Here is a 24,946-nt window from a genome sequence, read left to right as displayed (position 1 = left end):
GGTTATACTATGGAACTTTCAGTCATTCAGATTATTCTTATTTTTATTTTCTCAGCTATTTCAGGAATGGGTAGTGTTTTAGATGAGTTTCAGACCCACAGACCATTAATCGCTTGTACAGTAATTGGCTTAATTCTTGGTGATTTGACAACCGGGATTATTCTGGGAGGCACTTTGGAGCTTATTGCACTTGGCTGGATGAATATCGGTGCCGCCCAATCACCGGATTCAGCTTTAGCTAGTATCATTTCTACGATTTTAGTTGTTGTTGGTCAACAGGATATTCAAGCAGGCATCGCTATCGCTTTGCCAGTTGCAGCTGCCGGCCAAGTACTAACCGTGATTGCCCGAACAATTACAGTCGCTTTCCAGCATGCAGCAGATAAAGAAGCAGAAAAAGCAGCATTTAATAAAATTATTTTTCTTCACTTCAGCGCTCTTTTTGTTCAAGCTCTGCGGGTTGCGATTCCAGCTGTTATAATAGCAACCTTTGTCAGTGCTGAGATGGTTAATACCATGCTTTCTGCGATTCCCGATATAGTAACTGGCGGGTTGGCTGTTGCCGGTGGTTTTATTGTAGTTGTTGGGTATGCTATGGTCTTGAACATGATGAGTGTTAAGTACTTAATGCCGTTTTTCTATTTAGGGTTCGTATTGGGCGGTTATTTAGAATTCAGTTTACTGTCATTTGGAGTAGTTGGTCTGATAACTGCGCTAATTTATGTTCAACTGAATCCAGAGTTCAAGAAGCAGGGCACTGAGCTAGGAGAGCCAGCGGTTGCCGGCAGTGTGTCAGCAGTTGCAGATGATGAACTGGAAGATTAAGGAGGAGAAAAAATGGAAGCAACGGATACAACGGCTCCAGTAGAAAAAAAGGAGCAATCTCTGATTACCAAAAAGGATTTAATGACAACGTTTGTTTTTTCAAATTTTCAACAGGCCTCGTTTAATTATGAGCGAATTCATGCGCTGGCATTTTGCGTAGATATGATTCCGACAATTAAAAGAGTCTATAAAACAAAAGAGGAGCAGGCAGAAGCCTTGAAGCGTCATTTGACATTTTTTAATACGACACCAGCAGTATGTGGACCCGTTATTGGCGTAACGATTGCTATGGAGGAAGCAAAAGCTAGCGGAGCAGAGATTGATGATGGAACGATTAACAGCCTAAAGGTCGGATTGATGGGACCGTTGGCAGGAGTTGGCGATCCATTGGTTTGGGGTACGCTGCGCCCGATTACAGCAGCAGTAGGCGCTTCTTTAGCATTGACTGGTAATTTGTTGGGACCGGTATTTTTCTTTCTAGTCTTTAATCTTATTCGTTTAGCAATGAAATGGTTTGGTCTGACTTACGGTTTTAGGAAAGGGTTGGATATTGTTCAAGACCTGTCTGGAAATTTGCTGCAGAAATTGACTGAAGGAGCAACGATTTTAGGATTATTCATAATGGGCGTTTTGGTTACAAAATGGACAACCATCAATGTTCCTCTTGTTGTTTCTGAAACACCGGGAGCCGATGGAGAAATAATTGTAACTACTGTACAGAATATTCTGGACGATTTAATACCTGGACTATTAGCTTTAGGTTTAACTTTGTTAATGATGAAACTGTTGAAGAAGAAAATTAGTCCAATTTTGTTAATTTTTATTTTATTTGCAGTTGGAATTGCCGGGTATGGATTGGGAATTTTACAGTAGAGAAGGGGAAGAAAAAAGATGAGAACAAAAGCAATACGCTTATATGGAAAAAAGGATCTTCGGCTGGAAGAATTTGAGCTGCCAAAAATTACCGAGGATGAAATCCTGGCTTCGGTTATCACAGATAGTATTTGTATGTCCACCTGGAAACTGGCGAATCAAGGAGCAGATCACAAAAAGGCACCAGATAATCTCGCTGAAAATCCAATTATTATTGGTCACGAATTTTGTGGAGAGCTGCTAGAAGTTGGTGCAAACTGGCATAATCGCTTTAAAGCTGGTGAAAAATATGTTGTTCAAGCCAACTTGCAGCTGCCGGATCGTCCAGATTGTCCAGGATATTCCTACCCTTATACTGGAGGAGATGCAACTTATATCATTCTTTCAAAAGATGTTATGGAACAGAATTGTCTGATTCCATATAATGGAGAAACGTATTTCGAAGGTTCGTTAATTGAACCATTATCTTGTGTAATTGGTGCTTTTGAAGCAAATTTTCATTTGATTGAGAATAGTTATGAGCATCAGATGGGGATAAAAAAAGACGGAGATTTATTGATTATGGGCGGGACTGGTCCGATGGGACTGCTGGCAATAGATTATGCGTTACACGGGGAAAGAAAGCCGAAAAGAATTGTTGTAACGGATGTCAACGACGAAAAGCTCGAGCGGGCAGCGCGATTATATCCGAGTCAGGATGGTATTGAAGTTTTTTATGTAAATGTAGGAAATGTGGAAAATCAGGCAGAGCATTTAGAAAAAACTATTAATGGAAAATTTGATGATATTTTTGTTATGATTCCGGTTGCTAAAGTGTTAGAGGAGGCTTCAGCTTTATTGAATCCCGATGGCTGTTTGAACTTTTTTGCAGGACCGCAGAATAAGGAGTTTGCTGCACCAATTAATTTTTATGATTTACACTATTCATTTACTCATTATGTAGGTACTTCCGGCGGCAATACAGATGATATGCGAAAAGCAGTTCAACTGATTGAAAATGGAAAAGTTCATGTAGCTAATGTAGTAACCCATATTTTAGGATTGAATGCAGTTGGAGAAACGACTTTGACCCAACCTGAAATTGGCGGCGGGAAAAAGCTGGTCTACACTCATAAAAGCTTTGAACGTACAGCTCTGAACGAAATAGCACAGCTGGATAAAGCCTTAGCAGAAATCCTAGCTGACAATCAGGGAATTTGGTCCAAAGAGGCGGAGGATTATGTATTAAAGCATTTCCCGGAAATATAAAAAAAACGAATGTTTATTGGAAATTTACTTTCTTTCCAATAAACATTCGTTCTTTTTAATTAAAAGCTGCGTCCGCCGCCGCCAAAGGTACCGCCGCCAGTGGTATGTGTAGTACTGCCGCCACCGCCTCTAGTTCCACCGCCGCCACTACCAGATGTGTTTCGTGGTATCTTACGTGTCGTAATAAAGGAGTTGGTCATGCGGTCTTCTTTTTCAGTTAATTGTAATGAGGATTTCTCATAAACCGGATAGCTATGCTTTGCGGATTTTAGTCTATATTTAGACATTGTCAGCCAAACGAATAAAGCACTAATCGCGAGTGCTGCGATGAAAGCAACAGCAATTTCAAAAGGGGTCAATACTTTATAATACGTGATTTTACCGGTTTCTGAGTCTACGCGATAGTGCCCTTTGGGAACGCCGTCGTCAAAGTAGGTGCTGACATTGCCTAAAAAGCTGTCAGCTGCCTGAAAATATTGGCCATCACTCATATAAGATTCCATGTTGTCCAGCGTGTTTTCAATCCGACTGTCTGTCATGTAGTCAATCATATTTCCAGATGTAGAGATGATAAATTTTCTTTGATTCATATCGATGTACAAAGTAATACCGTTCTGATTTTTTCCAATTTTATCAAGCATGTACTGATCGGCAAAGCGGGTGGAGTCTACCGTATTATCTGTATTGGTTACAATGAAAACAGAGGCCTTTGCCTTTCGTTCAATTTCATTTGCTTTTTCATTTAACTGCTGTGCCTGTTCAGTCGTTAGAAGACCCGCTTGGTCATCCACTGTTACTGATGAGGCTTCCCCATATAGAGGGAAAGAAAGTAAAAAGCCTAAAAGAATTGCAGCTATTATCCGATATTTTCTCATATCATATATCCCCCAATCATAAAGAGGATAAAGAGGACTGCAAAAATGCCAAACCCTGCGAAAAGAAGGCGTTTGAAGCTAATCGGCAGTTCACCGTGCGTTTCTCCAGTAACACCGTTCATCGCGTAATAATATATTTTATCATCACCTGAACGGTTATTATAAGTAACTAGCCAGACAGGTAATAAAATATAATCCTGCTGCTGCCGGTCGATACGGATGTCCGTATTCACGCCTGTTAAAGTTGTGTAGCCGGAAGCGGAATTTTTCAACAATTGATTAGAATATCCTTTTAGCTCCTGCTCAATGTCCGCCTTAAGTGCTTCAAATTCAATGTCTCGTTTTTCAGCCTGAAAACCTGATAGATACTGGCTTTTGAAAGGAACCGCCTGTTCCAGTGGGAACGGTTGAACAACCTCGACCATTTTTTGCTGGGTGTTCTTTGATAACGCATTTTTTACTAGTTCCTTAAAGGAAAGCTTTCCTTTTCGTCCGACAGCAAACTGTTTTGTTTCAGTATGTTCAATATCTCCTACGCGCCAAACACGAACCGTTGTCCCAGTGGCGTTCAGCTGACCAGTAATATCAGAGTCAACCGACCAGTAGGGAAAATAAACCCCAGTCATCTTTTCAATTTGCGAGGCATTAAAAAAATCTTTTGGAATAAATTTCTTTTTTCTAGTCCAGTCAAGGAATCTATTGACCGCTTCTTCCTTCTCAATTTTAAAAGGGAGAACTTTATCCGGGAGAAATTTCCCGCTGATTCGACCAGATAATACAACCGGATTATGGCAATAATAACAGTAGGTCGCTGCAGTAGTTGCATCCGTTACAATTTCTGCGCCGCAGCTGGCACAGGTAAACAGTTCCAAGTCACCGCTGCTTGTTTGAGCTTCACTTGTCATTTTTTCTGCTGCTGAAGTATCTGTCTCCTGTGCAGCTTCATCAGGTGTTTTTTGAAGCCGTGCTTCCTTTTGATTTTTCTCGTAGGCGGTTACCTCTTCTTCAGTGAAAATACTTAAGCAATATTCACAGTGAAATTTCTGATCCTTCGGATCAAAAAAGAGTGGTCCGTCACAGTTGGGACACTTGTGTGTAAATGAACTTTCCATAAGTACTCCTTTCTAAAATATATTAATCAGAGATCTCTTGTTTATTGATTAGAGTGTAAGTTCCAAAGTCGTTAGAGACAGTATTGTTTTTTTGATAGGCAGGTGAGTATAAACTAGAGCCACCCATACCCCATCCTGCAACAATAACGGTTAGAACAAGAGCCCACAAATAATCGGTATCTTGAAGTCCAGGTGAAGGACGTAATTGTGGATTGGCTTCAAAATAAGCTGTTGCTTTTTTAGTTAGAAACTCAATGGTACCTACGCTTCCTGAGAAAAGCAATCCAGCGTTGAATGCGTAATTATTTGATGCCAGAATTTCTTCTTCAGTAACAATTGATTCAATAATACCTTCTGCTTTAATCATATGAATTTGAGCATCTCTATCAAAGAGTATGAGAATCCCGTTACCTTTAAAACGCTTGTTGCTCAGAAAAGCGTCATAGTTATCATTCAATAATTCTTCGGTTGATTTTCCATCATTCTCGCTTGTAGTTATTAATTTTATTGGAATGTCGGTTTTATATTTGAATGACCTTAACTTTTCTTCTAAGATTTCTTTTTGATCAGAAGTAAATTGTCCAGCATAGTCATTCAATGGCGAAGAACTGCTTCTATTAGAAGTAGCCATGATTAGAAATGATAAGAAAACAAATAAACTCAAAAAAATTATAATTTTTTTCATAAAATAATTCTCCAAAAATATAGCACGAATAATACAGTCGAAAAGGTGAGGACACTAGTTAGAACGAAACGAATCCCTTTAGAAAAAGGCTTAGCCGGATAGCAACCAGAGACTTTACCTGTTTGACCATTGACAGAAATAAAATAGGAAGTATCTTTTTCGCAAAGAACCCAAACCGGCAGGAGTGTCTGTACGTATGACTCTTTAGACAAAGAAACCGTATCAGAGAGCAATTTCTCACCCTTTTTTGGAAAAAGCTTTGCTTTTACTAATTTAGAAGCAGAATCAGTTAATTCTGGTAAAATAGAGGCTCTTAAGTCTTTTGTTGTTAAGTTGTCCATAAGTGTTTGATGGTTTTCAAGCATTTCAATAGAGATTGGTTGAACTGCATCTCTATTGAATGGTTTAACTGAATCACAGAAAATACGTATATTTTGCTTTAGGTTAGGGCTAGATTTAAATAAATTACGAAATAATATCTGACCAGTATATTTAAATTTTTGCTTCTTTTTATTAATAGAAATTACTTCACTATTCATTTGAAAATTCATCTCCCAGTTGGGGAAATAGACAGCTTTGATTGTTTGTAGATGGTTGTTTGAAAAAAAGTCCGACTCTAGGCTTGGAATTTTTTTTAGCTCTTTTTGAATTGCTGTGATTGCTTCCTCTTTAGATAGGGAGAAAGGGATGAGCCTGTGAGGGATTTGTTCAGCTTCGGCCAACCCTTCAAATATTAGATTTTTGCTGCATGAGAAGCAGAAAGAGCTAGATTCCTTATCTGTAAGCAACATATGAAAATCGCATTCTGGACAACAATACATATAGAGTGGTTCTTCTAAAGCCTCTTCTTCTGGTACGAGTAAGTCATCATCTTGTGTTTCAGATGTAATAACTACTACTGTTTGATCTGATTCATCCTGGAGAGGTTTATCATCTTGCTTAATGTATATTGTACTTAGACAAAAAGCACAAGTTGACGAAGAAGCTTCTGAATCAAAATTAGAAGATAGCGGAGCACCACAATTGGGACAATGATATGTGTGTATAGGCATGATTATTTCCTCTGTTTTTTTATTTTCCAAAAGTAGTCAATATCAAGCTGCAATACCACGCTTAATATTGACTACTTTTATTATTTTATAAAGGAACTCCTTGAAACGGCTTGCCGCAATGAGGGCAGAACTTCGGAATACCGTTGGCAAGATCAACGATTTCGTGGCATTCGCTGCACTTCATTTCCAGCTTTGGTACTTCATTCGTTGGTTTTGGTGTGCCGCAGTTTGAGCAGAATTTACCTTGATTTTCTACGCCACACTGAGGACAGGTCCAAGAATCCGCCGCTGATTGTTTCTGCTGCTCCTGCTGTTGTTGATTTTGCTGCATTTGCTGCTGGTTGGTCTGCGAAGCCTGATTGAAATAGTTGCCGCTGGTATTCATCCCCATACCGACACCCATGAAGCCGCTCATTGACCCATTCGGATTTTTACCAGCTTCCTCCATGCCGCGGGCAAGGGAACCTTGTACATAACCTTCACGAACTCCTGGATCTCCCAGCATTGCACCTTGATTTCTCATGTTAATCAATTTTGTAGAATCATCAGTATAAGAAATACTGGCAACCGCTGCTGAAACTATTTCCATTCCGCGAAGCTCCCGCCAGTTATCATCAAGAATAGAGCTAAGGTAGCTGCTTAGTTCCATGCTTTTTGATGGTACATAGGAAATTCTTTCCCCATCAGCTGACATCTTATTAATGGCAGCCTGTAAAGCAGTTAAGAACTCAGATAAATACTGTTCATTAATGTCATTAATTTCAACCTGTTCTTTATTTCTCGGAATGGCATTTGAGAAGAACAATAACGGGTCAGTGATTTTAATTGAGTACGTGCCATGTGCTCTGAGAAACAGCTCTGCATTATAAAAATTATCAAAGTAATTGATTGGCGAAGCTGTTCCAAACTTAATGCCTTTGATTTCCTGCAGATTAATGTAATAAACCTGCTGCTTCTGTGGTGTTACACCACCAAATTTGAAACGATTGAAGGTCTCAGCTACAGCGTCCTTCAAGCTACCGTTGAACATGGATGGAGCGGAATCATTTTTTACTACATAGTAGCCTTCTTCGGCGGTATAATCGATAATTTTTCCGCCGTCGACCAAGATCATCATCATATTAGGATAAACATGGACAACAGAACCATCAGTTAAAACATCTGCCGTTCCTTTTTTATTCGAACCTCTACGGTCATCTTTTCGTACAAATACACCCTTTGTCATAACAGTCGTGTCTGACATGTCAGCCGGCTCAATCGCCTCGACCCACTGATCAGCTAAGCCTCCGCCGACAGCGCCAATTGCTGCTTTAATAATACCCATTACGATTCCTCCTTCAAAATACTTGTAAACGTATTAATTATACCATAGGGGATTCCAAGAAAATATAACCCTGTTTTATGTTTAGTTTTTTTAATGAAAAAAATCTCAGATGTTTCAGAAACTTATACTGTATGAAAAAACAAAAAATTAAGTATTTTGTTGCTTTTTATAATGATTAAAAAGAGTAAGTCTTTTTCTACTTTTTACCTTAATGAGAAAATGTGCTACAATAAATCGACAAAGAGATGGAAAGGCTGGTTTTTGTGCGTATTTTAGCTATAGATACATCAAATCAAACATTATCCGTTGCAGTATGCGAAGATAACAAAATACTGGGAGAATTTACAAGTACTGTAAAGAAAAATCATAGCATTACTCTGATGCCGGCGATTACAGAGCTGATGACTGTTTGTCAGTTGAAGCCTCAGGAGCTGGATCGGATTGTAGTTGCTCAAGGACCTGGATCCTACACTGGCTTACGAATCGGTGTTACTACAGCAAAGACGTTGGCCTATACATTGAAAAAGGAGCTTGTGGGCATATCCAGTTTAAAAGTGCTGGCAGCCAACTGCATAAATATTTCAGGACTGATTGTCCCTGTGTTTGACGCTCGCAGAAACAATGTTTATACAGGAGCTTATACGTTTAATAAAGAGACAGAAGCATGGGAAACTATTATTTCTGACCGGCATATTTCTATGAGTGACTGGCTAAAACAGCTCCAAAGCTATCCCGCTGTTTATTTTGTTGGAGAAGATATCGAAAAATTTCGTGAACAAATAGAACAGGAACTGCCGGACAGTTCCCTTAATACTTATCCGCAGTGGCAGATTCCTTCCAGTGCAGCTGCCGCCTTTTTAGGAGCGGTAGAAGAACCTGTGGAAGAGATACATACATTTTTGCCTGACTACTTGAAAAGAGTAGAGGCGGAAGAAAATTGGCTGAAAGAACATTCAATGGGGGATGAGAGTTACGTTGAAAAAATTTGAGTCGCTTCGCAGACTGTTTAAAAAAAAGTCGAATTGGCAGGCTTTTGACCGTAAAACAGTCACTATTGAAGATAAAGAGTATACAGTAAGAGGGATTGTGGAAAGTGATATCAAGGATCTTCTGACCATTGAACGAGAGGTATACAATGGCGAACTGCCTTGGACTCGTTCTGCTTTTCTATCAGAAATTCATTCGAAAAATCCTCATCTCTATATCCTAATCCTGAAAGAAGAAAAGACCGTGGGATTTATTGGCTGTCGGGTGATTGAGCATGACGGGCACATTACGAATGTTGCGGTTGGAAAATCAGCACAGGGACAGGGGATTGGCAGTTATCTTCTGAACGAAGCAATTCAATTTGCTTCTGCACAAGGCTGTACCCAAATGTCATTGGAGGTTAAGCTGATAAATAAGCATGCGCAAAGTGTTTATCGAAAAATCGGCTTTACCTCAAGTAAAATCACTGAAGGATATTACGATGACGGGGAAGATGCATTAGAAATGATTCTGGATTTGAGCAATGGCTAGTTTAGAGAAGCTGAAAAAAATAAAGAGTACAGACTATTCCAGCTGGGCAGAAAAACTTTGGCAGCTGTGTGTGGATAGCTATCCACACGGTTCTCCCTGGTCAGCTGCACAGTTTCAAGAAGATGTGATGAGAGAGAGCAGCCATTATTTACTTTACACTGATGAAGAGCAGCTGATTGGCTTTGTCAGCTATCAGCAAGTATTAGATGAAGCAGATATAACTCATGTTGTAATTGAAAAGAATAGTCAAAATCAGGGGTATGGGAAAGATATGCTGCTGAATACTTTCAGAATATGGCAGGAGAACAGGTTGCAGAAAGTTTTTTTAGAAGTTCGGGCTTCAAACCTTTCTGCACAAAAGGTCTATAATAAGCTTGGTTTCCAATGTATCCATCGAAGAAAGAATTATTACCATCACCCTCAGGAAGACGGCTTAGTGATGGAACTGAGAATAGAAGAAGGGGATTAAATGTCGGATTTAAAACAAGAAGAATGCTTAATATTGGCAATTGAAAGCAGCTGTGATGAAACAAGTGCCGCGGTCATTCGAAACGGTACTGAAGTGCTTTCTAATATAATAGCCTCTCAAATAAAAAGCCATCAGCGTTTTGGCGGTGTTGTACCAGAGGTTGCCAGTCGTCATCATGTAGAACAAATTACAATATGCATGGAAGAAGCGCTGGAAGAAGCAGGTATAGAAGCGGATGATTTAACCGCTGTTGGGGTAACCTATGGTCCTGGCCTAGTTGGAGCATTGCTCATTGGAGTATCTGCAGCCAAGGCATTTGCTTGGGCGAATGATTTACCCTTGATTCCGGTAAATCATATGGCTGGCCATATTTATGCAGCAAAACTAGTTCAGCCATTGGTGTTCCCTTTGATGACGCTGCTGGTCAGTGGTGGTCATACAGAGTTGGTGTATATGGAGGAAGATGGTTCGTATCAAATTATCGGTGAAACTCGGGATGATGCTGCAGGCGAAGCCTATGATAAGGTTGGCCGTGTATTGGGTCTAAGCTATCCCAGTGGGAAGGAAATTGATGTGCTAGCTCATCTCGGCAGGGATACCTTTGATTTTCCGCGGGCGATGATCAAAGAAGACAACTACGATTTTAGCTTCAGCGGGTTGAAAAGTGCCTTTATCAATACTGTTCATAATGCACAGCAGCGGGAAGAAGCGCTCAGTAAAGAAGACTTAGCTGCCAGCTTTCAAGCAAGTGTAGTAGAAGTTCTTGTATCCAAAACACTGCGTGCCTGTCGGGAATATCCTGTGAAGCAGCTGATTGTTGCAGGCGGTGTGGCGGCCAATAAAGGATTGCGGGAAGCGTTGGAAAAAGCTGTCGCGCAAGAGCTTCCTGACGTCACGTTGATTGTTCCGCCATTGAAGCTTTGTGGAGATAACGCAGCAATGATTGGCGCCGCTGCTTTTATTGAATTAGAGAAAGGGCATCTTGCCGACTATCGTCTAAATGCTGTTCCCGGGCTGAGCTTTACTAGCTGATTTAGGCAAAAGCTGTGATTATCGATCACCAGTCCTACCTGCGTTCATAGAATTTTTATCAATGAAAAAACGGACTCAATAATCAAAAAAGGATGAGGCACATGTAATATGTGTTCCATCCTTTTTGATTTCCTTGACTGTTATCTACATAGGTTTCAAATTTTGCTCTAGCCGTTCCAGCATCCATGCTAGGCGTTTTGTACGTCCGCTTTCTGTTTTAGCATCGAAATAGGCTCTGGTATATGTCCGTTTCACAGAAGGAGACATATTTGTGAAATTTAGATAAGCTGCCTCATTTGCTTTCAACAGCTGACGAACCTGTGCCACTTGTTCCTCTGTCACAGTGGAAGGGGAAGAGGCACTCGCCCATTTTCCGTTTTTCTTTGCTTCGTCTATTTTTCTTCTGCCTAAATCGGTCATCAGCCCTTTTTCTTCCAGCTGAAGTGCCAGCTCTTTATTCTTTTTTGACCATTTACTATCTTTTCTACGTTGAGAAAAATATTTAATGTAAGACTGGTCGTCTACCCGTTTCATTAAACCATCAATCCAGCCAAAACAAAGGGCTTCTTCTAGTGCTTCACCGGCTTTTAATGTGGGTAGTGCCTTTGTTTTACCAAAGGTTAGCCAGACGCCATCACTAGTTTCGGCATTTTTTGTCAACCACTCTCTAAATGTATCACGGGTGTTGAACAACAAAGGTTCGCTCATTTATTTGCCTCCTTTTAATCGTTAAAGATGTTATTCTTCGATAGTAATTCCAATGGTTCGCTCCTTTTTAACATCGGAAATGAGCATGATATAACAGTTATTCCTTATAAAATCTGTGCGCATACTCATAGATAAAAATAGCTGCCGTCCTCTAATAGAGTAAGAGGGATAAAGTAAAAATATCGCTGCTGCAGCTAGTGTTATATAAACTATTATATATAAAAGCAGCGTAGGGTGCCAGCTAGGATTTTTAACTAGAAATTATTTTCAAGAAAAGAGAATGTCAGATTAATGCCAACTGATTATTCAAATCATTGGCGAAGTTCTTTTTCAAATAATAGAACTTGGAACAAAGCCAGACTTTTTCTGCTTGCTGTTCCAAGTTCTAGGGTTTTATTTAATTTTTCTCCAGCCAATACCATTTAACAACAAGCTAATTGAACGATTGCTTGTTGCGGGTAGAGGTTCGCTCAATTAGCTCTGTGCCAATCATTACTTTTCTTGGAACTGGTGCGTTTTCTTTCATCAGTTCAAGAATAGTATCGATCGCCAGTTCGCCCATCCATTCAGTGTGGACTTTTACAGTGGTAAGCGGCGGTGAGAGATATTTCGCAACGCTGACATCGTTAAAGCCAATCACAGAAATATCTTCAGGGATTTGAAGACCATGCTCTTGGATTGCTTTGATTGCACCAACTGCTAAGGCATCACTGGAAGCAAAAAGTGCTTCTGGTAAAGGTTGTCTATTATCAAGAAATTCTTTAGTCTTTTCATAACCGTTTTCTACTGAAAAATTTGCTTCGATAACAAAGTCTTCGGAAAACAGCTTTTTTTGCATTGTTTTTTGTTTAAATAATTGGTATCGAGGGTCAGCCAGCTTTGTGCCAGAGCCTTTAGTATGTTCGACTCCTGCCAGAATGCCAATTTTCTGATGTCCATCTGTAATAAACTTGTTTAAAACTAAGTCAATCCCCTGTGAGAAATCGACAACTAGTGAATCATATCCAGCAGCCGAAGCATCAAAATCGACAAACAGTAATTTGCCTCCTAATGAGCCTAGAGCTGTAGTTTGCTTTTCATCAAATTTACCGAGGGCAATAGTACCGTCAGTTTTAGTTTCAGATAGTGCATCCAAGGGCTCTTTTAATAAGAAAATACCTAATTCTTCAGCTTTGCGCTCGATTCCTAACCGAATGGATAAATAGTAAATATCTGCAAGCTCTTCCTGATCGTTATACCATTGTACCAACCGAAGAGTGTGCTTTCCTTGAGGCTGATTTCTTTTATGCTTTGTATAGCTCAATTCTTCAGCAGCTTCAAATATTTTTTTCTTTGTCTCATCACCTACGGATAGTCCCTGATCGTAATTCAAAACGCGGGAAACAGTAGCAGGGGAAACACCTGCCAGCTGAGCAATATCTTTAATTGTTGCGATAATCATCACCTTCTCTTAACTAAAATCTATAAATTCTGCTAAAACGAAAATAGATTCACTTTTTTTAGACAGCAGAGAATTATTCAGCAGAATTTAAATAATTGATAAATTTATGAAAGGCGTCCTGTCCCTGCTGGTTTCGTTTGAAAACTCCCGCATCTTCCAACACCCGTTCGAATACTTTGCCGACAGCTTGCTGAACAACCTCTGTTACATTTTCTTTAGTAATTATTTTTGTTTTTTTGAGCTTATCCGCCCAGGCCTTGTGATACACAGCCAGATTGTTCTCCTGCTCCAGCAGGTAAGCCTCTGTTTCCTTAAGCTCAGCTGCCAGCCTTGGCGGCAGAACAGCCAGTCCCATAACTTCGATTAAACCGATGTTTTCTTTTTTTATATGATGTACATCTTTGTGAGGATGGAAAATACCATCTGGAAATTCTGCTGAAACATTATTATCACGGAGAACTAAATCCAATTCAAACAAGTCGCCTTTTCTACGGGCAATCGGTGTAATAGTATGATGGGGTGTCCCGTCTTCAGAGTGGGCTTTAACTGAAACAGTTAAGTCGGAGTAGGTCTGCCACTTCTGTAAAATCATAGCAGCAGCTTCTGTTAGTACTGTCGTTTCAGTTCCTTGTAGTCGAATAACAGACATCGGCCATTTGACGATTCCGGCGTTTACCGCAGGAAAATCAGTCAGCGTAAAGCTCTTTTCAATCTCAGCTTTTTCCATGGCAAAGGTATGGCGTCCAGCTTGATAATGATCATGGGAAAGAATAGAGCCGCCCACAATAGGTAAGTCAGCATTTGAACCAACAAAATAGTGAGGAAGGACTTGAATTATCTCCAGCAGTCTCTGAAAGGTCTGTCGGGTGATTTTCATTGGCCGGTGTTCCTCAGCTAAAACAATCGCATGTTCATTGTAATAGGCGTAGGGGGAGTATTGGAATCCCCAGTCTTCTTCGCCAAGCTTCATTCGGATAATCCTGTGATTGGTGCGGGCAGGTGCATTTATCCGTCCTTTATAGCCTTCATTTTCCATGCACAACAGACACTTTGGATAATTACTGCTTGGCGATTCTTTTTCTGCTGCAATTTGCTTCGGATCTTTTTCCGGCTTGGAAAGATTAATTGTTATTTCCAGTGTACCATATTCTGATTTAGCTGGAAAAACAATATTTTGAGCAATTGCTTTTGTTTTAATGTAATTATTATTTTGGCTTAGCTGATAAAAATAATCTGTGGCAGCTACTGGATTTTCTGCATATTTTTCATTAAACAGCTGATTAACTTGAGAAGGAGAAGGGGTTAATAAATCAGTGAGCTGAGCCTCAAGCATGTCATAATCCGCCTGTAGTTCACCAATGACTTGATTTTTCTTTGCCAGCTTCATCAGCTGTTCAGTTAACTGGAGAGGGGATAGAACGGTTGCAGCAGCTGTCTCATCCTCTAAACCTGCTTCCCCAATCAATGCCAACACTCGATTCTCCAAGTAAATCCGGTCCAGCTCTTGCCAGCCGCCGCTTTGGATAGCGGCAGCGGCAAATGCTTTAATTGTCTGACTCGTTGTCATAAGTGTATGCTCCTATTCCTGATAGCCTTCTGGATGACTTACATGCCAATCCCAGGCAGTTTTAATAATATCTTTGATTGTCGTGTAGGCAGGTGTCCAGCCTAAAATTGCTTTTGCTTTTTCACTGGATGCGACTAAAACCGCTGGGTCGCCAGCTCTTCTTGGCGCTACAACAGCAGGAATCTCTTTGCCTGTGACTTCTCTGGCAGCCTCCAGCATTTCCTTAACTGAATAGCCTCGACTGCTGCCTAAGTTGAAAACGGCACTGTTGTTTCCTGATTTCAGGTACTTCAAAGCTAAAAGATGAGCAGCAATCAAATCCTCCACATGGACATAATCCCGAATGCAGGTGCCGTCAGGTGTAGCATAGTCATCACCAAAAATGGCCAGCTCTTTTCTTTGTCCTAATGCAGTTTGCAGAATAATCGGTACCAAATGAGTCTCAGGCGTATGATCTTCTCCAATTGAAGCGTCAGACTTAGCTCCGGCAACATTAAAGTAACGGAGAGCAACGAACTGAATGCCGTAGGCTTGACTGCACCACTTCATCATTTTTTCCATAATCAGCTTGCTTTCTCCATAGGGATTCTTAGGGTTAGGAAGCAGTTCTTCTGTAATAATAGAGGTTTCTGGTTCCCCGTAGACTGCGGCACTGCTGGAAAAGACAATGTGCTTCACCTGATAAGCAGCCATAACCTCTAATAGGATTTCCATACCGTAAACGTTGTTGTTAAAGTATTTCAAAGGATTCTCCATCGATTCGCCCACCAGAGAGCTGGCAGCAAAATGAAGGACGCTTTCAATATTTTCTTTTTCAAAAATCTTTTCCATGAATTCTTTATCGCGGATATCGCCTTCATAAAAGACTGCTTTTGGATGGACTGCTTTTCTATGTCCGGTCAATAAATTGTCAATGACAATCACTTCTTCACCTGCAGTAATTAACTGATCGACTGCATGGGAACCAATATAACCGGCTCCGCCTAATACTAAAATACCCATTATTTTTCCTCCTTAGAATGCTTCCTCTATGTCTAATTTTCTGGCACCATCACTGATATGAGCTGTATAAAAGTCTGCTTCATAACCAATTTTATCTTTGTAGGCTGTGCCAACAGCCTGAGTGAAGGTAGGGATAGACTGCTCCTTCACCAAGGCAATGCTGCAGCCGCCAAATCCGGCTCCAGTCATTCTAGCTCCAAGAACATCCGGCTGTTTCTGTGCCGCTTCTACCAGTGTGTCGAGTTCGATACCTGTTACTTCATAATCAAACTGTAGGGAGTAATGGGAAGCATTTAGCAGCTTTCCAAAGGTAATCAAATCATTTTCTTTTAGTGCTTGTCTGGCCTTTAATGTCCGCTGATTTTCAGTAACTGCATGTTTTGCCCGACGGATTAAGGTTTCGTCTTTGATCAGATGAGTATTTGCTTCAAAGGTTTCTTCGTCTAATTCACCTAAAGAATCAATATCTAAAGCTTCTTGAAGTCTTTTTAACGCTTCTTCGCACTCTGCCCGGCGTTCATTATATTTAGAATCGGCCAGCTCTCTGCGTTTGTTGGTGTTCATAATAACCACAGCGTATTCTCCAAAGGCAGCGGGAACCAGCTCATAAAACATCGTGTTGGTATCCAATAGAATAGCGTGGTCCTTTTTACCCATGCCAATGGCAAACTGATCCATAATGCCTGAATTTACGCCGATAAATTTGTTCTCAACAAGCTTTCCAATTCGGATTAGGTCAAGTGTATTTGCATCTAAGTCGAACAAATCAGTCAGAATTACGCCCGTCAGTAGTTCGATAGAAGCGGAAGAAGAAAGGCCGGCACCGTTAGGAATCGTACCGTAGAAAAGGATATTCACGCCATGATTGATAACGGCTCCATCTTCAATTAAATAGCGAATAACGCCTTTAGGGTAGTTAGTCCAATCGTCCTCTTTACGATAATCCAAGTCATCTAAGCTGAACTCAATAACACCTAGCTGAGGAAAGTTTTCTGAGTAGAGACAAATTTTTCTGTCTGTCCTTTTTTCAGCTAAACCATACGTGCCTATGGAAATTGCTGCTGGAAAAACATGTCCGCCGTTGTAGTCTGTGTGTTCACCAATTAAGTTAATGCGGCCGGGAGCAAAATAAAACTGACCATTTTCAGAGTTAAAACGATTTTTATAGAGTTCTTGCAGCTTTGCCTTCACAAAATCACCTCGTAATTTATTTAGTAAATATATTATAAAATATTTACTAAATAAACTCAAGAGGAAAATAGAAAGCGTTTTAAATTGTTTTTTATTTGTGGTATAGTAGGTAGGCGTTTGAGGGCGAGACAAAAGTGTTTAGCTTTGAGAACCAGGAAGGTGCGGTTCTCAAAGCTCGTCCTTCACTGTGTTTCTCAGCAACAAGACAAGTTATCCGAGAATTGTCAAGAAATGCTACGAGGAAATCGAGTAGCTGTTGATTGTTGCCCAGCTGGAGCTTCCCGTATTTTTGGAATGGTTCGGTTGATTTCCGAAAACTGCAACTCTTAGTGCTTTCGTACATTAGAAGTTGATGCTATCGAAGCGTAGTGTAATAAACGATTGCTGGAACGCCGTTTTATTGTCTTTTAAAGAAAAGGATGAGTATTTATTTTTGTCCAAACTCTTTTTAGCATCATTAAAAGAACATTTTTGACAAGCAATAGTTAGCAGAGCTTGTCGCTGGTGATGTTTGTTTAGATAAGTATAAGAGAGCTGTCGAAAGTTTTGTGCTGTGTCGTAGGGTATAATAAGCAACAGTAACAGCTGTTGCTGGAAGTGAGGAAGTTGAAATGTTGATACATGAAGTCGTTCGCAGTGAGAACCCGCTGCTGCCTTTAAAAATATGGAATCAGAGGCTGAGTGGTCCTGAGCTTTCTTCTCCTGTTCACTGGCACAGGAGTCTTGAAATACTACTCATCGCTTCGGGGCGAGTTGGCATAGAAATAGAAGGCAAGCAGCAAATACTACAAGAAAAAGAACTAATAGTCATTAATAGTGGGGATACCCATCAGATTTTTTCAGTTGCTGCTGAGGATAAAATGGAAGGTGTTACCTTGTTGATTCCATCAGATTTTGTCCAAAGCTGGTTTCCTTATTATGATCAAGGTCGCTTTAACCAACTGGCTGTACAGAGCAAACAGCATCTTTTCTATCCGATTGTTGAAGAAATCGGACGTCTTTACCAAAGTGAAGAAGCGTACTATGAAGGAGAAATTGGTTCACTGCTGCTGGATTTACTGGTTCAGCTTTACCGAAATACTTGGGCGGCAGCTACTGCAGCGGAAAGTCAGTTGGAGATTAAAGAGCGGCTTTCTCCCGTGTTGAGTTTAGTTGAAAAGAGCTATCAAAATCCATTAAGTTTGGAGCAGGCTGCCAAAGCCTCTGGTTATTCAGTTTCTTATTTTTCAAAAATTTTTACAGAAACAATGAAAATAAGTTTTTATCAATATTTGATAGAGTTTCGTTTAAATAAAACATTAAAGGAGCTGCACTACGCCAATAAAACAGTGACTGATATCGCAATAGAAAACGGCTTTTCCAGTATTCATTCCTACATTCAGGGCTTTAAGAAAAAATATCAGCTGACGCCAAAAGAATATCAAATGAAAATAAGAAATCAACATAAATAAAAGAGGAATCGAGGAGAAATAAAACCAGCATCAATGATAAACTAAAGCCAAATGAGAGGAGCGTTCAGCATGAGTAAAAAAATGGTTCGTAAAGATTTTTCCTTAACAAATGAAGAACTTCTTTTGCAAGAGACACTATTTCATACTGCAAATGGCTATATTGGTGTTCGTGGAAATTTTGAAGAGGGGTATCCAGAGAGTTTTGTTTCCAGCAGAGGCCAATACATCAATGGATTTTATGATATTGCTGATATGAAACAGGCGGAACAGCTATATGGTTTTCCTAATAAGAAGCAGGTGCTGCTAAACGTTGCAGATACTCAGAGCATTCACCTTTATCTGGATGAAGAGGAAGTGACAGTTTTTACCGATAGGATACACGGGTTAACCAGAGTTTTAGATATGGAGAATGGTTTAGCGCTGCGCAGCTTTGTCTGGAAAAGCAAACAGGGCAAAGAGGTTGAGATTAGCTACCGTAGAATGACTTCACTGGTATTATTGCCCTTGTTTACGATTGAGGTTGAAGTGAAATCTAGAGATTTTTCCGGGAAAGTCTCAATTGTCTCCGAGCATTTCGGGACTGCTGAAAACTTTGTGAATCCTGATGATCCCAGAATGGCTGCTGAAGCAGAGAAGTATCTAACCGTTAAGGAGTGCGTATATGACGAGGAAAAGCAGATGTCTTCTATTACCGCAGAAACAACCAACTCCAACTTACGTGTACAAACAGTGGTTTTTCATGAAGTATCCGACAGCTTGGAATTAGGGGCTATTGAAGAACACGAAGGAATAACGACTGTTTTTGACGGTGAAATAACTGAGGGAGAAACAATCAGTCTGAATAAGTATAGCCTATTTTTAGACTCACGCCGATATGATTTAAAAACAGATGCCAGCCTTCTGGCTAAAGAGGTGAAAAAACAGCCGCTGGAGGGCTGGTATCGGAAGCAAAAAGAATATTTAGCTGCTTTTTGGAATCAATCTTCCGTCTCTGTTGAGGGGGATCCGCTGTTGAATGACTCGTTGAATTACAGCTTATACAGTCTACTTCAATCTGCTGGCAAAGACGGTATTTCTAATATTGCGGCAAAAGGATTGAGTGGAGAAGGATACGAAGGACATTATTTTTGGGATACTGAAATCTATATGCTGCCATTCTTTACTTTGACTCATCCTGAGATTGCTAAGAAGCTAATCGAATTTCGCTACAATATATTGGAATCGGCTAAAGAAAATGCGGCTGTTCTTGGGCATAAGCAAGGTGCTTTGTTCCCCTGGAGGACAATCAGCGGTATGGAATGTTCCGGCTATTACCCTTCTGGTACTGCCCAATACCATATCAACAGCGACATTGCGTATTCTATTATTCAGTATTATCAGGCAACTGGAGATTTGGAGACACTACTCTCTTACGGTGGAGAAATCCTGATTGAAACAAGCCGCCTCTGGCTGGACGCAGGCAGCTACGAAAACGGCAGTTTTAAGCTGAACTGTATGACTGGTCCGGATGAATACACCTGTGTCGTTAATAATAATTACTATACAAATATATCTGTACAGTACCAACTGTCTTGGCTAGCGGATCACTATCCACTGCTGAAAGAAAAACAGGCGCCTTTTTTAGACCGTCTCGGTGTAACTGACGAAGAAATAGCAGACTATCGAAAAGCATCTGAAGCTATGTATTTGCCTTATTCTGAGGAATTGCAGATACAAGCGCAGGATGATAGCTTTTTGGCTAAACCAGTACTGCCGATTGAGGAGCTGCCTAAAGAGAAGTTCCCGCTGCTGCTTAACTACCATCCATTATTCTTATACCGTCATCAGGTTTGTAAGCAGGCTGATTTAGTTTTGGCTTATTTTCTACATGATCAAGCATTTAATAAAGAAGAGATGAAACGAGGATACGATTATTATGAGAAGCTGACGACTCATGATTCTTCTCTGTCCTCCTGTATCTTTAGTATTGTCGCAAATCAAATCGGCGACGTAGAGAAGGCTTATCACTATTTTGACGAGTCCTCTAAAATTGATATTACAAATTCTCATGGCAATACGCAGGACGGTATTCATGCTGCGAACATGGGAGGAACCTATTTAGGATTGGTTTTTGGTTTTGCCGGATTACGGATTCGAAAAGACCACTTAGCATTGAATCCAAGACTACCTAAAAAATGGCACGCACTACATTTCACGGTTAATTATCAGGGCAGTCCAATAAAGGTTGCTGCTGGAAAGCAGGAAATTATTCTAACAACAGAGGGAAATGAACCAAAGAGGATTGTGGTTTATGACCATGAGTATACCCTAACAGCCAGTCAGAGCTTAAAAATTCCCTACAGAAAAGAGGGCTAATTATGTTTTATGCCAAGCAAGAAATTTTAGAAGAGGGCTGGACTGCTGAATTAAGTCTCTACATTCAAGACAACTTTGCAGGGATAGATCCAAAACGAAAACGGCCGCTGATTCTAATTTGTCCCGGGGGCGGCTATGAAAATCTTTCCGACAGGGAAGGGGAGCCGGTGGCGTTAAGAATGCTTGCATTAGGCTTCCACGCGGCGGTTTTGAAGTATAGTGTCGCACCGGCAGAATACCCAACAGCTCTAAGACAGCTGGGTAAGGCACTACTTTGCATCAAAGACCTGGCAGCAGTTCATGGGATTGACCATCAGCGAATTTTCGTGATGGGTTTTTCAGCAGGTGGGCATCTGGCGGCTAGTTTGGGTGCATTTTGGCAGGATAAGCTGTTGTCGGATTTGACAAATGATTCAGAGCAACTTCGACCAGCAGGCTTGATATTATGTTATCCTGTCATTTCAGGCGGTAGTCATGTGCATGTCTCCAGCTTTAAGAAACTTTTAGGAGATCGGCTGGAAACCCTGCGAGATCAATTATCCATTGAACAACAAGTCACAGCAGCGTTTCCACCGACTTTTATCTGGCATACACTTGAAGATCAGGTAGTTCCTGTTCAAAACAGTTTATTGTTAGTTGAACAGTTGGTGAAGAAAAAAATTTTCTGTGAGTTCCATTTATATCCTAAGGGACCTCACGGCTTATCTTTGGGAACAGAAGAAACGAAATCACCAGAACGTGATATGATTTTACCTCGTATTCAATCATGGCCTGAGGATATGGCTAAATGGCTGGATGAAGTGAAATAAGGAATAAAAAAGCAATTAAGTAAACAGGTGAACATGCTGTTTACTTTTTTTGTGTTTTCTCTTGAAAAAAACAATAATTAGATTTATAGTTACGGTAAACAGTAAACAAAAATAGTTGATTACTTATAGTAGGAGGAAAAGAATATGGCAGGAATTAGAGATGTAGCAAGAAGGGCTGGCGTATCGCCCACAACCGTTTCACGCTTTTTGAATGAAGATGTAAAGCTGTCCATTACAAATGAAACGAAAAAAAGAATTGAAGAGGCAGTGAAGGAGCTGGATTATAAAAAGGGGCAAAGTACGCGTTCCAGAACAGCTTCAATTGCTATCATCACTACTGTATCGGAAGCTGAAGAGATTGATGATCCGTATTTCCGGTCAATTCGCCTAGGGATTTTTGAAGAGGCAAAGAAACAGAAGATAGCTGCTAACCGCTTCTTTCGTTTAGATAGCGGAGTCAAACTGGAAGAGCTGGAAGCCTTTGGCTGCCTGATTATTCTTGGGCATTTGGAAGAGTCTTTTCTAGAGGAAATTTATCAGCACAATAATGAGCTGCTGGTTGTTGACGACCCGTTTACTTCGGAAAAATACGATACGGTTTATTCTGATATTGAAGGAGCAGCTAGGCAGAATCTTGACCGCTTATATAAAAATGGTCATCGGCGGATTGCTTTTATCGGCGGGGTTCATACAAGCCATCGCCCTGAGGGAGTCACGGTGAAGGATGATGCAGATGTTCGGGCAGTTACTTATAAAAAATGGATGGCTGAACGTGGATTGGAAGCAAATATTGTTATGAAGCTAGGTGAATGGAATACACAAAATGGTATGAAACTGGCAGAAGAGCTGATTGAGGAGCAAAAAGGCGATTTGCCCACGGCAATAATGGTTGCCAGCGATCCGATGGCTGTAGGGGTTTATCGGGCGTTGCAGAAAGCGGAGGTCAAGATTCCGAAAGATATCTCGCTAGTTTCTTTTGACAATATTGAGGTAGCGGAATATTTGACGCCGCCGCTGTCTACTGTAGAGCTGCGGACAATGGAACTGGGAAAACAGGCAATTCGCTTTGCCAAAGAGAAAATAGATGGAGTGAGAAGCTATCCAATTCGCTGTGTCATTCCGGGTGAAATAATTATTCGGGAAAGTGAACAAAAGTATTGACAAGAATTTTAGTAAACAGTAATGTGTGCACATAGTTAGTGGAAACGCTTTTTCAAAATGATGAAAGGGGTAACAGAAATGAAACCGATGAAGAAATTAGTGTTACTGACAGCTGCATTAACATTAGGAGGGATTTTGACCGCCTGTGGAAGTAAAAAGGAGGGAGCTGCGGATAGCGGTAAACAGAAGGAAATTGAGTTCTTTTTCCAAAAGCAGGAAATGGTGCCGACGATGAAGGAAATCATTAAAGATTTCGAGAAAGAAAATCCTGATATTAAGGTCAATCTGACGAATGTTCCCGATGGGTTGACTGTTTTAAAAACACGGATGGCAAGTGATGATGTTCCAGATGTTGTTCACGCTTTTCCAGCCTTACCGGATTTTGTTGAATGGTCAAAAAACGATATGTTTGAGGATCTGACAGACAGCGACATCTTGAAAGATATCAAGGAAGGTGTACCTGAATCGTATGCTGTAGATGATAAGGTTTATTCGGTTCCTTTGACCAACAATGCTTACGGCTTTTTCTACAACAAGACAGCTTTTGAAAAATTAGGCTTGGAAGCACCTAAAACCTGGGCAGAGTTTGAAAAAACAGTTGCTGCTATTAAGAAAGACGGCCAAACACCTTTTTCTGCTGCGTTGACAACGGATGCGGCAGGCTTCTTAAATGGCTTCCATCAATTAGCCTGGGCAACACTAACCGGTGGACATGAACAAGCCAATGACTACCTACTTCGCAGTCCTAAGGATGCTATCAAGGTAGATGATTCAACCTTTGAACAAGTTGCTGATGAATTGGATATCATGCACGAAAATACTCAGAAAAATGCAAATGGCGCGACCTATGATGACGCAGTTGCAGCTTTCGCTACAGGAGAAGCTTTAATTTTCCCTAATGGTATCTGGGCATTGCCTGCTATTCAAAGTCAGGAGCCCGATTTTGAAGTTGGCATGTTCGCTTATCCGGGTAAAGAAGCTGGGGAAGAGCTGACAGCAGGAGCTGCTGATTTGGCTGTATCCATCAGTAAAACGACAAAAAATAAAGAAGCTGCTGAGAAATTTGTCAGCTATCTGGCCAGTGAAAAAGCAATGCAGAAGTATTATGATGTAGACGGTTCGCCAACATTTGTTACATCAGTAGATACTGCTGATAAGTTCCCTGAAATTGAAGAAGTTTCTAAACTAGTAGGAACAGATAAGCAAATTATCTGGCTGCATAATGAATGGGATTCAGAGGCGGATTTCTGGTATGCCACAGTTGACTATATTGTCAGCGGCGACCGTAGTCAGCTGGCCAAAAATTTGAACACATTCTTCAACAGCATGAAATAATAACTTTATTATAGAAAGAGGGTAACGATCAAATGAAAAAGAAGGGTGTCCTCAATCTTGGCTGGGCGTATTCATTCTTGATCATCCCTATCGTTTTGCAGCTGGTTTTCTTCTATTTTCCAATGCTGCAGGGGTTCTTTTATAGTTTGACGGACTGGACAGGTCTAACATCAAATTACAATTTTATCGGCGCAGACAACTTCAAGGAAATTTTGGCTGATGAAAAGCTGCGCTCTTCAATCTGGTTCACCGTATTGTTCACGGTGGGCCTGATTGTAGGAGAAATTGTCATCGGTATTTTTATTGCCAGATTGCTGAACAGCAAATTGAAGGGTTCTGGTTTTTTTAGAACTGTTTACTTTTTTCCGGCAGTATTGAGTACGGTTACATTAGGATTGATTTTTAAACAGATATTTAATTACGGGCTGCCCCAGATTGGTGAGGCCTTGAATATTCCGTTTCTGCAGGAAAATTTAATTGCAAATGAAAAAACAGCGGTTTTGGGCGTTTTGTTTGTCGCTTTGTGGCAGGGAATCGCTATTCCCGTGGTGATTTTCCTTTCTGGATTACAAAGTATTCCAAAAGATGTAATGGAAGCTGCTGAGATTGACGGTGCTTCAGCGGGACAGCGCTTCTGGAATGTAGAGGTTCCGTTTCTGCTGCCTTCAATCAGCATGGTCTTTATCCTGGCATTGAAGAACGGACTGACTGCTTTTGATCTTCTTTACTCTCTAACGGGTGGTGGTCCAGGTGGAAAAACAACCTCGGTTGGTTTGTTGGTCTACAATTATGCATTCAAGAGTAATAAGTTTGGTTATGCAAACGCGATTGCAGTTATTCTGTTTCTGGTTATTGGTCTGATATCAGTTCTGCAAATCCGTACGTCACGGAAATATGAAGTGTAGAGAGGGGA

At 40.6% G+C, this 24,946-nt stretch carries 23 protein-coding genes; 13 read left to right on the top strand and 10 right to left on the bottom strand.

The genetic code is table 11. The features are described 5' to 3' along the window. Positions 1-9: 9 nt before the first annotated feature. From ACPWSO_RS04620 to ACPWSO_RS04610, 3 genes are read left to right on the top strand one after another with little or no spacing between them, the layout of a single operon-like run. Entirely contained in the window at positions 10-825 is an 816-nt protein-coding gene (locus tag ACPWSO_RS04620; protein ID WP_426081651.1) for a PTS mannose/fructose/sorbose transporter subunit IIC, read from the top strand. A 12-nt stretch (positions 826-837) separates the two neighbouring features. Then, positions 838-1,698, top strand: coding sequence for a mannose/fructose/sorbose PTS transporter subunit IID (locus tag ACPWSO_RS04615; RefSeq protein WP_426081650.1), 861 nt, complete (start codon positions 838-840; stop codon positions 1,696-1,698). Between the two features lie 18 nt (positions 1,699-1,716). Continuing rightward, on the top strand, positions 1,717-2,946 hold the full coding sequence (locus ACPWSO_RS04610) for a zinc-binding dehydrogenase (RefSeq protein ID WP_426081649.1): 1,230 nt from the start codon (positions 1,717-1,719) through the stop codon (positions 2,944-2,946). A 59-nt stretch (positions 2,947-3,005) separates the two neighbouring features. On the opposite strand, the gene ACPWSO_RS04605 is transcribed toward ACPWSO_RS04610, so the two are convergent. The 5 genes from ACPWSO_RS04605 to ACPWSO_RS04585 form a co-directional block, all read right to left on the bottom strand. After that, complete coding sequence (locus ACPWSO_RS04605; RefSeq protein WP_426081648.1) at positions 3,006-3,821, bottom strand: TPM domain-containing protein; 816 nt, start codon at positions 3,819-3,821, stop codon at positions 3,006-3,008. After that, on the bottom strand, positions 3,818-4,933 hold the full coding sequence (locus tag ACPWSO_RS04600; protein WP_426081647.1) for a TFIIB-type zinc ribbon-containing protein: 1,116 nt from the start codon (positions 4,931-4,933) through the stop codon (positions 3,818-3,820). The genes ACPWSO_RS04605 and ACPWSO_RS04600 overlap by 4 nt, the downstream gene beginning before the upstream one ends. 22 nt (positions 4,934-4,955) lie before the next feature. After that, complete coding sequence (locus ACPWSO_RS04595) at positions 4,956-5,618, bottom strand: TPM domain-containing protein (RefSeq protein ID WP_426081646.1); 663 nt, start codon at positions 5,616-5,618, stop codon at positions 4,956-4,958. Then, positions 5,615-6,670: a hypothetical protein gene (locus ACPWSO_RS04590; protein WP_426081645.1), complete on the bottom strand. Its 1,056-nt coding sequence runs from the start codon at positions 6,668-6,670 to the stop codon at positions 5,615-5,617. The genes ACPWSO_RS04595 and ACPWSO_RS04590 overlap by 4 nt, the downstream gene beginning before the upstream one ends. Positions 6,671-6,755: 85 nt before the next feature. Further along, a complete protein-coding gene (locus ACPWSO_RS04585) occupies positions 6,756-7,994 on the bottom strand; it encodes an SPFH domain-containing protein (protein ID WP_426081644.1) in 1,239 nt (412 codons plus the stop codon). A gap of 263 nt (positions 7,995-8,257) precedes the next feature. Between ACPWSO_RS04585 and tsaB the strand changes: the two genes are divergently transcribed. The 4 genes from tsaB to tsaD are packed head-to-tail and all read left to right on the top strand — an operon-like array spanning position 8,258 to position 11,013. Next, the gene (gene tsaB, locus ACPWSO_RS04580; protein WP_426081643.1) at positions 8,258-8,983 is read left to right on the top strand and encodes a tRNA (adenosine(37)-N6)-threonylcarbamoyltransferase complex dimerization subunit type 1 TsaB; all 726 of its coding nucleotides are present in this window, start codon (positions 8,258-8,260) and stop codon (positions 8,981-8,983) included. Further along, positions 8,958-9,512: a ribosomal protein S18-alanine N-acetyltransferase gene (gene rimI / locus ACPWSO_RS04575; protein ID WP_426081642.1), complete on the top strand. Its 555-nt coding sequence runs from the start codon at positions 8,958-8,960 to the stop codon at positions 9,510-9,512. Before tsaB ends, rimI (ACPWSO_RS04575) begins: the two co-directional genes overlap by 26 nt. Next, positions 9,505-9,981 (top strand): ribosomal protein S18-alanine N-acetyltransferase, encoded by a 477-nt coding sequence (rimI, locus tag ACPWSO_RS04570; RefSeq protein ID WP_426081641.1) that lies wholly within the window; start codon positions 9,505-9,507, stop codon positions 9,979-9,981. Before rimI (ACPWSO_RS04575) ends, rimI (ACPWSO_RS04570) begins: the two co-directional genes overlap by 8 nt. Then, the gene (tsaD, locus tag ACPWSO_RS04565) at positions 9,982-11,013 is read left to right on the top strand and encodes a tRNA (adenosine(37)-N6)-threonylcarbamoyltransferase complex transferase subunit TsaD (RefSeq protein WP_426081640.1); all 1,032 of its coding nucleotides are present in this window, start codon (positions 9,982-9,984) and stop codon (positions 11,011-11,013) included. Between the two features lie 144 nt (positions 11,014-11,157). Here tsaD and ACPWSO_RS04560 read toward each other — a convergent pair whose 3' ends face one another. From ACPWSO_RS04560 to ACPWSO_RS04540, 5 genes are all read right to left on the bottom strand, one after another. After that, positions 11,158-11,721, bottom strand: coding sequence for a YdeI/OmpD-associated family protein (locus tag ACPWSO_RS04560; RefSeq protein WP_426081639.1), 564 nt, complete (start codon positions 11,719-11,721; stop codon positions 11,158-11,160). A 433-nt stretch (positions 11,722-12,154) separates the two neighbouring features. After that, the gene (locus tag ACPWSO_RS04555) at positions 12,155-13,165 is read right to left on the bottom strand and encodes a LacI family DNA-binding transcriptional regulator (protein ID WP_426081638.1); all 1,011 of its coding nucleotides are present in this window, start codon (positions 13,163-13,165) and stop codon (positions 12,155-12,157) included. Positions 13,166-13,235: 70 nt separating this feature from the next. Next, entirely contained in the window at positions 13,236-14,729 is a 1,494-nt protein-coding gene (gene galT / locus ACPWSO_RS04550) for a UDP-glucose--hexose-1-phosphate uridylyltransferase (RefSeq protein ID WP_426081637.1), read from the bottom strand. Between the two features lie 12 nt (positions 14,730-14,741). Then, complete coding sequence (gene galE / locus ACPWSO_RS04545) at positions 14,742-15,731, bottom strand: UDP-glucose 4-epimerase GalE (RefSeq protein WP_426081636.1); 990 nt, start codon at positions 15,729-15,731, stop codon at positions 14,742-14,744. Positions 15,732-15,743: 12 nt separating this feature from the next. Next, positions 15,744-16,922: a galactokinase gene (locus ACPWSO_RS04540; protein ID WP_426081635.1), complete on the bottom strand. Its 1,179-nt coding sequence runs from the start codon at positions 16,920-16,922 to the stop codon at positions 15,744-15,746. 611 nt (positions 16,923-17,533) lie between these two features. On the opposite strand from ACPWSO_RS04540, the gene ACPWSO_RS04535 reads away from it, so the two are divergent. The 6 genes from ACPWSO_RS04535 to ACPWSO_RS04510 all read left to right on the top strand — a co-directional run bounded on the left by ACPWSO_RS04535 (position 17,534) and on the right by ACPWSO_RS04510 (position 24,938). Then, positions 17,534-18,373 (top strand): AraC family transcriptional regulator, encoded by an 840-nt coding sequence (locus ACPWSO_RS04535; RefSeq protein WP_426081634.1) that lies wholly within the window; start codon positions 17,534-17,536, stop codon positions 18,371-18,373. Between the two features lie 69 nt (positions 18,374-18,442). Next, on the top strand, positions 18,443-20,728 hold the full coding sequence (locus ACPWSO_RS04530; RefSeq protein WP_426081633.1) for a glycoside hydrolase family 65 protein: 2,286 nt from the start codon (positions 18,443-18,445) through the stop codon (positions 20,726-20,728). A 2-nt stretch (positions 20,729-20,730) separates the two neighbouring features. After that, the gene (locus tag ACPWSO_RS04525) at positions 20,731-21,537 is read left to right on the top strand and encodes an alpha/beta hydrolase (RefSeq protein WP_426081632.1); all 807 of its coding nucleotides are present in this window, start codon (positions 20,731-20,733) and stop codon (positions 21,535-21,537) included. Between the two features lie 144 nt (positions 21,538-21,681). After that, entirely contained in the window at positions 21,682-22,698 is a 1,017-nt protein-coding gene (locus tag ACPWSO_RS04520) for a LacI family DNA-binding transcriptional regulator (RefSeq protein ID WP_426081631.1), read from the top strand. A gap of 78 nt (positions 22,699-22,776) precedes the next feature. Beyond that, positions 22,777-24,033 (top strand): extracellular solute-binding protein, encoded by a 1,257-nt coding sequence (locus tag ACPWSO_RS04515; RefSeq protein ID WP_426081630.1) that lies wholly within the window; start codon positions 22,777-22,779, stop codon positions 24,031-24,033. 32 nt (positions 24,034-24,065) lie between these two features. Further along, complete coding sequence (locus ACPWSO_RS04510; RefSeq protein ID WP_426081629.1) at positions 24,066-24,938, top strand: carbohydrate ABC transporter permease; 873 nt, start codon at positions 24,066-24,068, stop codon at positions 24,936-24,938. Positions 24,939-24,946: the final 8 nt, after the last annotated feature.

The sequence above is a fragment of the Enterococcus sp. LJL51 genome (genome assembly GCF_049894025.1).
Lineage (GTDB): Bacteria > Bacillota > Bacilli > Lactobacillales > Enterococcaceae > Enterococcus_L.
The sequence above is the reverse complement of the archived record's forward strand: the minus strand, read 5'-3'. Positions and strand labels throughout refer to the sequence as shown.

What these genes read in the sequence shown, in the direction of transcription:
- ACPWSO_RS04620 (WP_426081651.1), top strand. Translation starts at nt 10, where the DNA reads ATGGAACTTTCAGTCATTCAGATTATTCTTATTTTTATTTTCTCAGCT.
- ACPWSO_RS04615 (WP_426081650.1), top strand. Translation starts at nt 838, where the DNA reads ATGGAAGCAACGGATACAACGGCTCCAGTAGAAAAAAAGGAGCAATCT.
- ACPWSO_RS04610 (WP_426081649.1), top strand. Translation starts at nt 1,717, where the DNA reads ATGAGAACAAAAGCAATACGCTTATATGGAAAAAAGGATCTTCGGCTG.
- ACPWSO_RS04605 (WP_426081648.1), bottom strand. Translation starts at nt 3,821, where the DNA reads ATGAGAAAATATCGGATAATAGCTGCAATTCTTTTAGGCTTTTTACTT.
- ACPWSO_RS04600 (WP_426081647.1), bottom strand. Translation starts at nt 4,933, where the DNA reads ATGGAAAGTTCATTTACACACAAGTGTCCCAACTGTGACGGACCACTC.
- ACPWSO_RS04595 (WP_426081646.1), bottom strand. Translation starts at nt 5,618, where the DNA reads ATGAAAAAAATTATAATTTTTTTGAGTTTATTTGTTTTCTTATCATTT.
- ACPWSO_RS04590 (WP_426081645.1), bottom strand. Translation starts at nt 6,670, where the DNA reads ATGCCTATACACACATATCATTGTCCCAATTGTGGTGCTCCGCTATCT.
- ACPWSO_RS04585 (WP_426081644.1), bottom strand. Translation starts at nt 7,994, where the DNA reads ATGGGTATTATTAAAGCAGCAATTGGCGCTGTCGGCGGAGGCTTAGCT.
- rimI (WP_426081642.1), top strand. Translation starts at nt 8,958, where the DNA reads ATGAGAGTTACGTTGAAAAAATTTGAGTCGCTTCGCAGACTGTTTAAA.
- rimI (WP_426081641.1), top strand. Translation starts at nt 9,505, where the DNA reads ATGGCTAGTTTAGAGAAGCTGAAAAAAATAAAGAGTACAGACTATTCC.
- tsaD (WP_426081640.1), top strand. Translation starts at nt 9,982, where the DNA reads ATGTCGGATTTAAAACAAGAAGAATGCTTAATATTGGCAATTGAAAGC.
- ACPWSO_RS04560 (WP_426081639.1), bottom strand. Translation starts at nt 11,721, where the DNA reads ATGAGCGAACCTTTGTTGTTCAACACCCGTGATACATTTAGAGAGTGG.
- galT (WP_426081637.1), bottom strand. Translation starts at nt 14,729, where the DNA reads ATGACAACGAGTCAGACAATTAAAGCATTTGCCGCTGCCGCTATCCAA.
- galE (WP_426081636.1), bottom strand. Translation starts at nt 15,731, where the DNA reads ATGGGTATTTTAGTATTAGGCGGAGCCGGTTATATTGGTTCCCATGCA.
- ACPWSO_RS04535 (WP_426081634.1), top strand. Translation starts at nt 17,534, where the DNA reads ATGTTGATACATGAAGTCGTTCGCAGTGAGAACCCGCTGCTGCCTTTA.
- ACPWSO_RS04530 (WP_426081633.1), top strand. Translation starts at nt 18,443, where the DNA reads ATGAGTAAAAAAATGGTTCGTAAAGATTTTTCCTTAACAAATGAAGAA.
- ACPWSO_RS04525 (WP_426081632.1), top strand. Translation starts at nt 20,731, where the DNA reads ATGTTTTATGCCAAGCAAGAAATTTTAGAAGAGGGCTGGACTGCTGAA.
- ACPWSO_RS04520 (WP_426081631.1), top strand. Translation starts at nt 21,682, where the DNA reads ATGGCAGGAATTAGAGATGTAGCAAGAAGGGCTGGCGTATCGCCCACA.
- ACPWSO_RS04515 (WP_426081630.1), top strand. Translation starts at nt 22,777, where the DNA reads ATGAAACCGATGAAGAAATTAGTGTTACTGACAGCTGCATTAACATTA.
- ACPWSO_RS04510 (WP_426081629.1), top strand. Translation starts at nt 24,066, where the DNA reads ATGAAAAAGAAGGGTGTCCTCAATCTTGGCTGGGCGTATTCATTCTTG.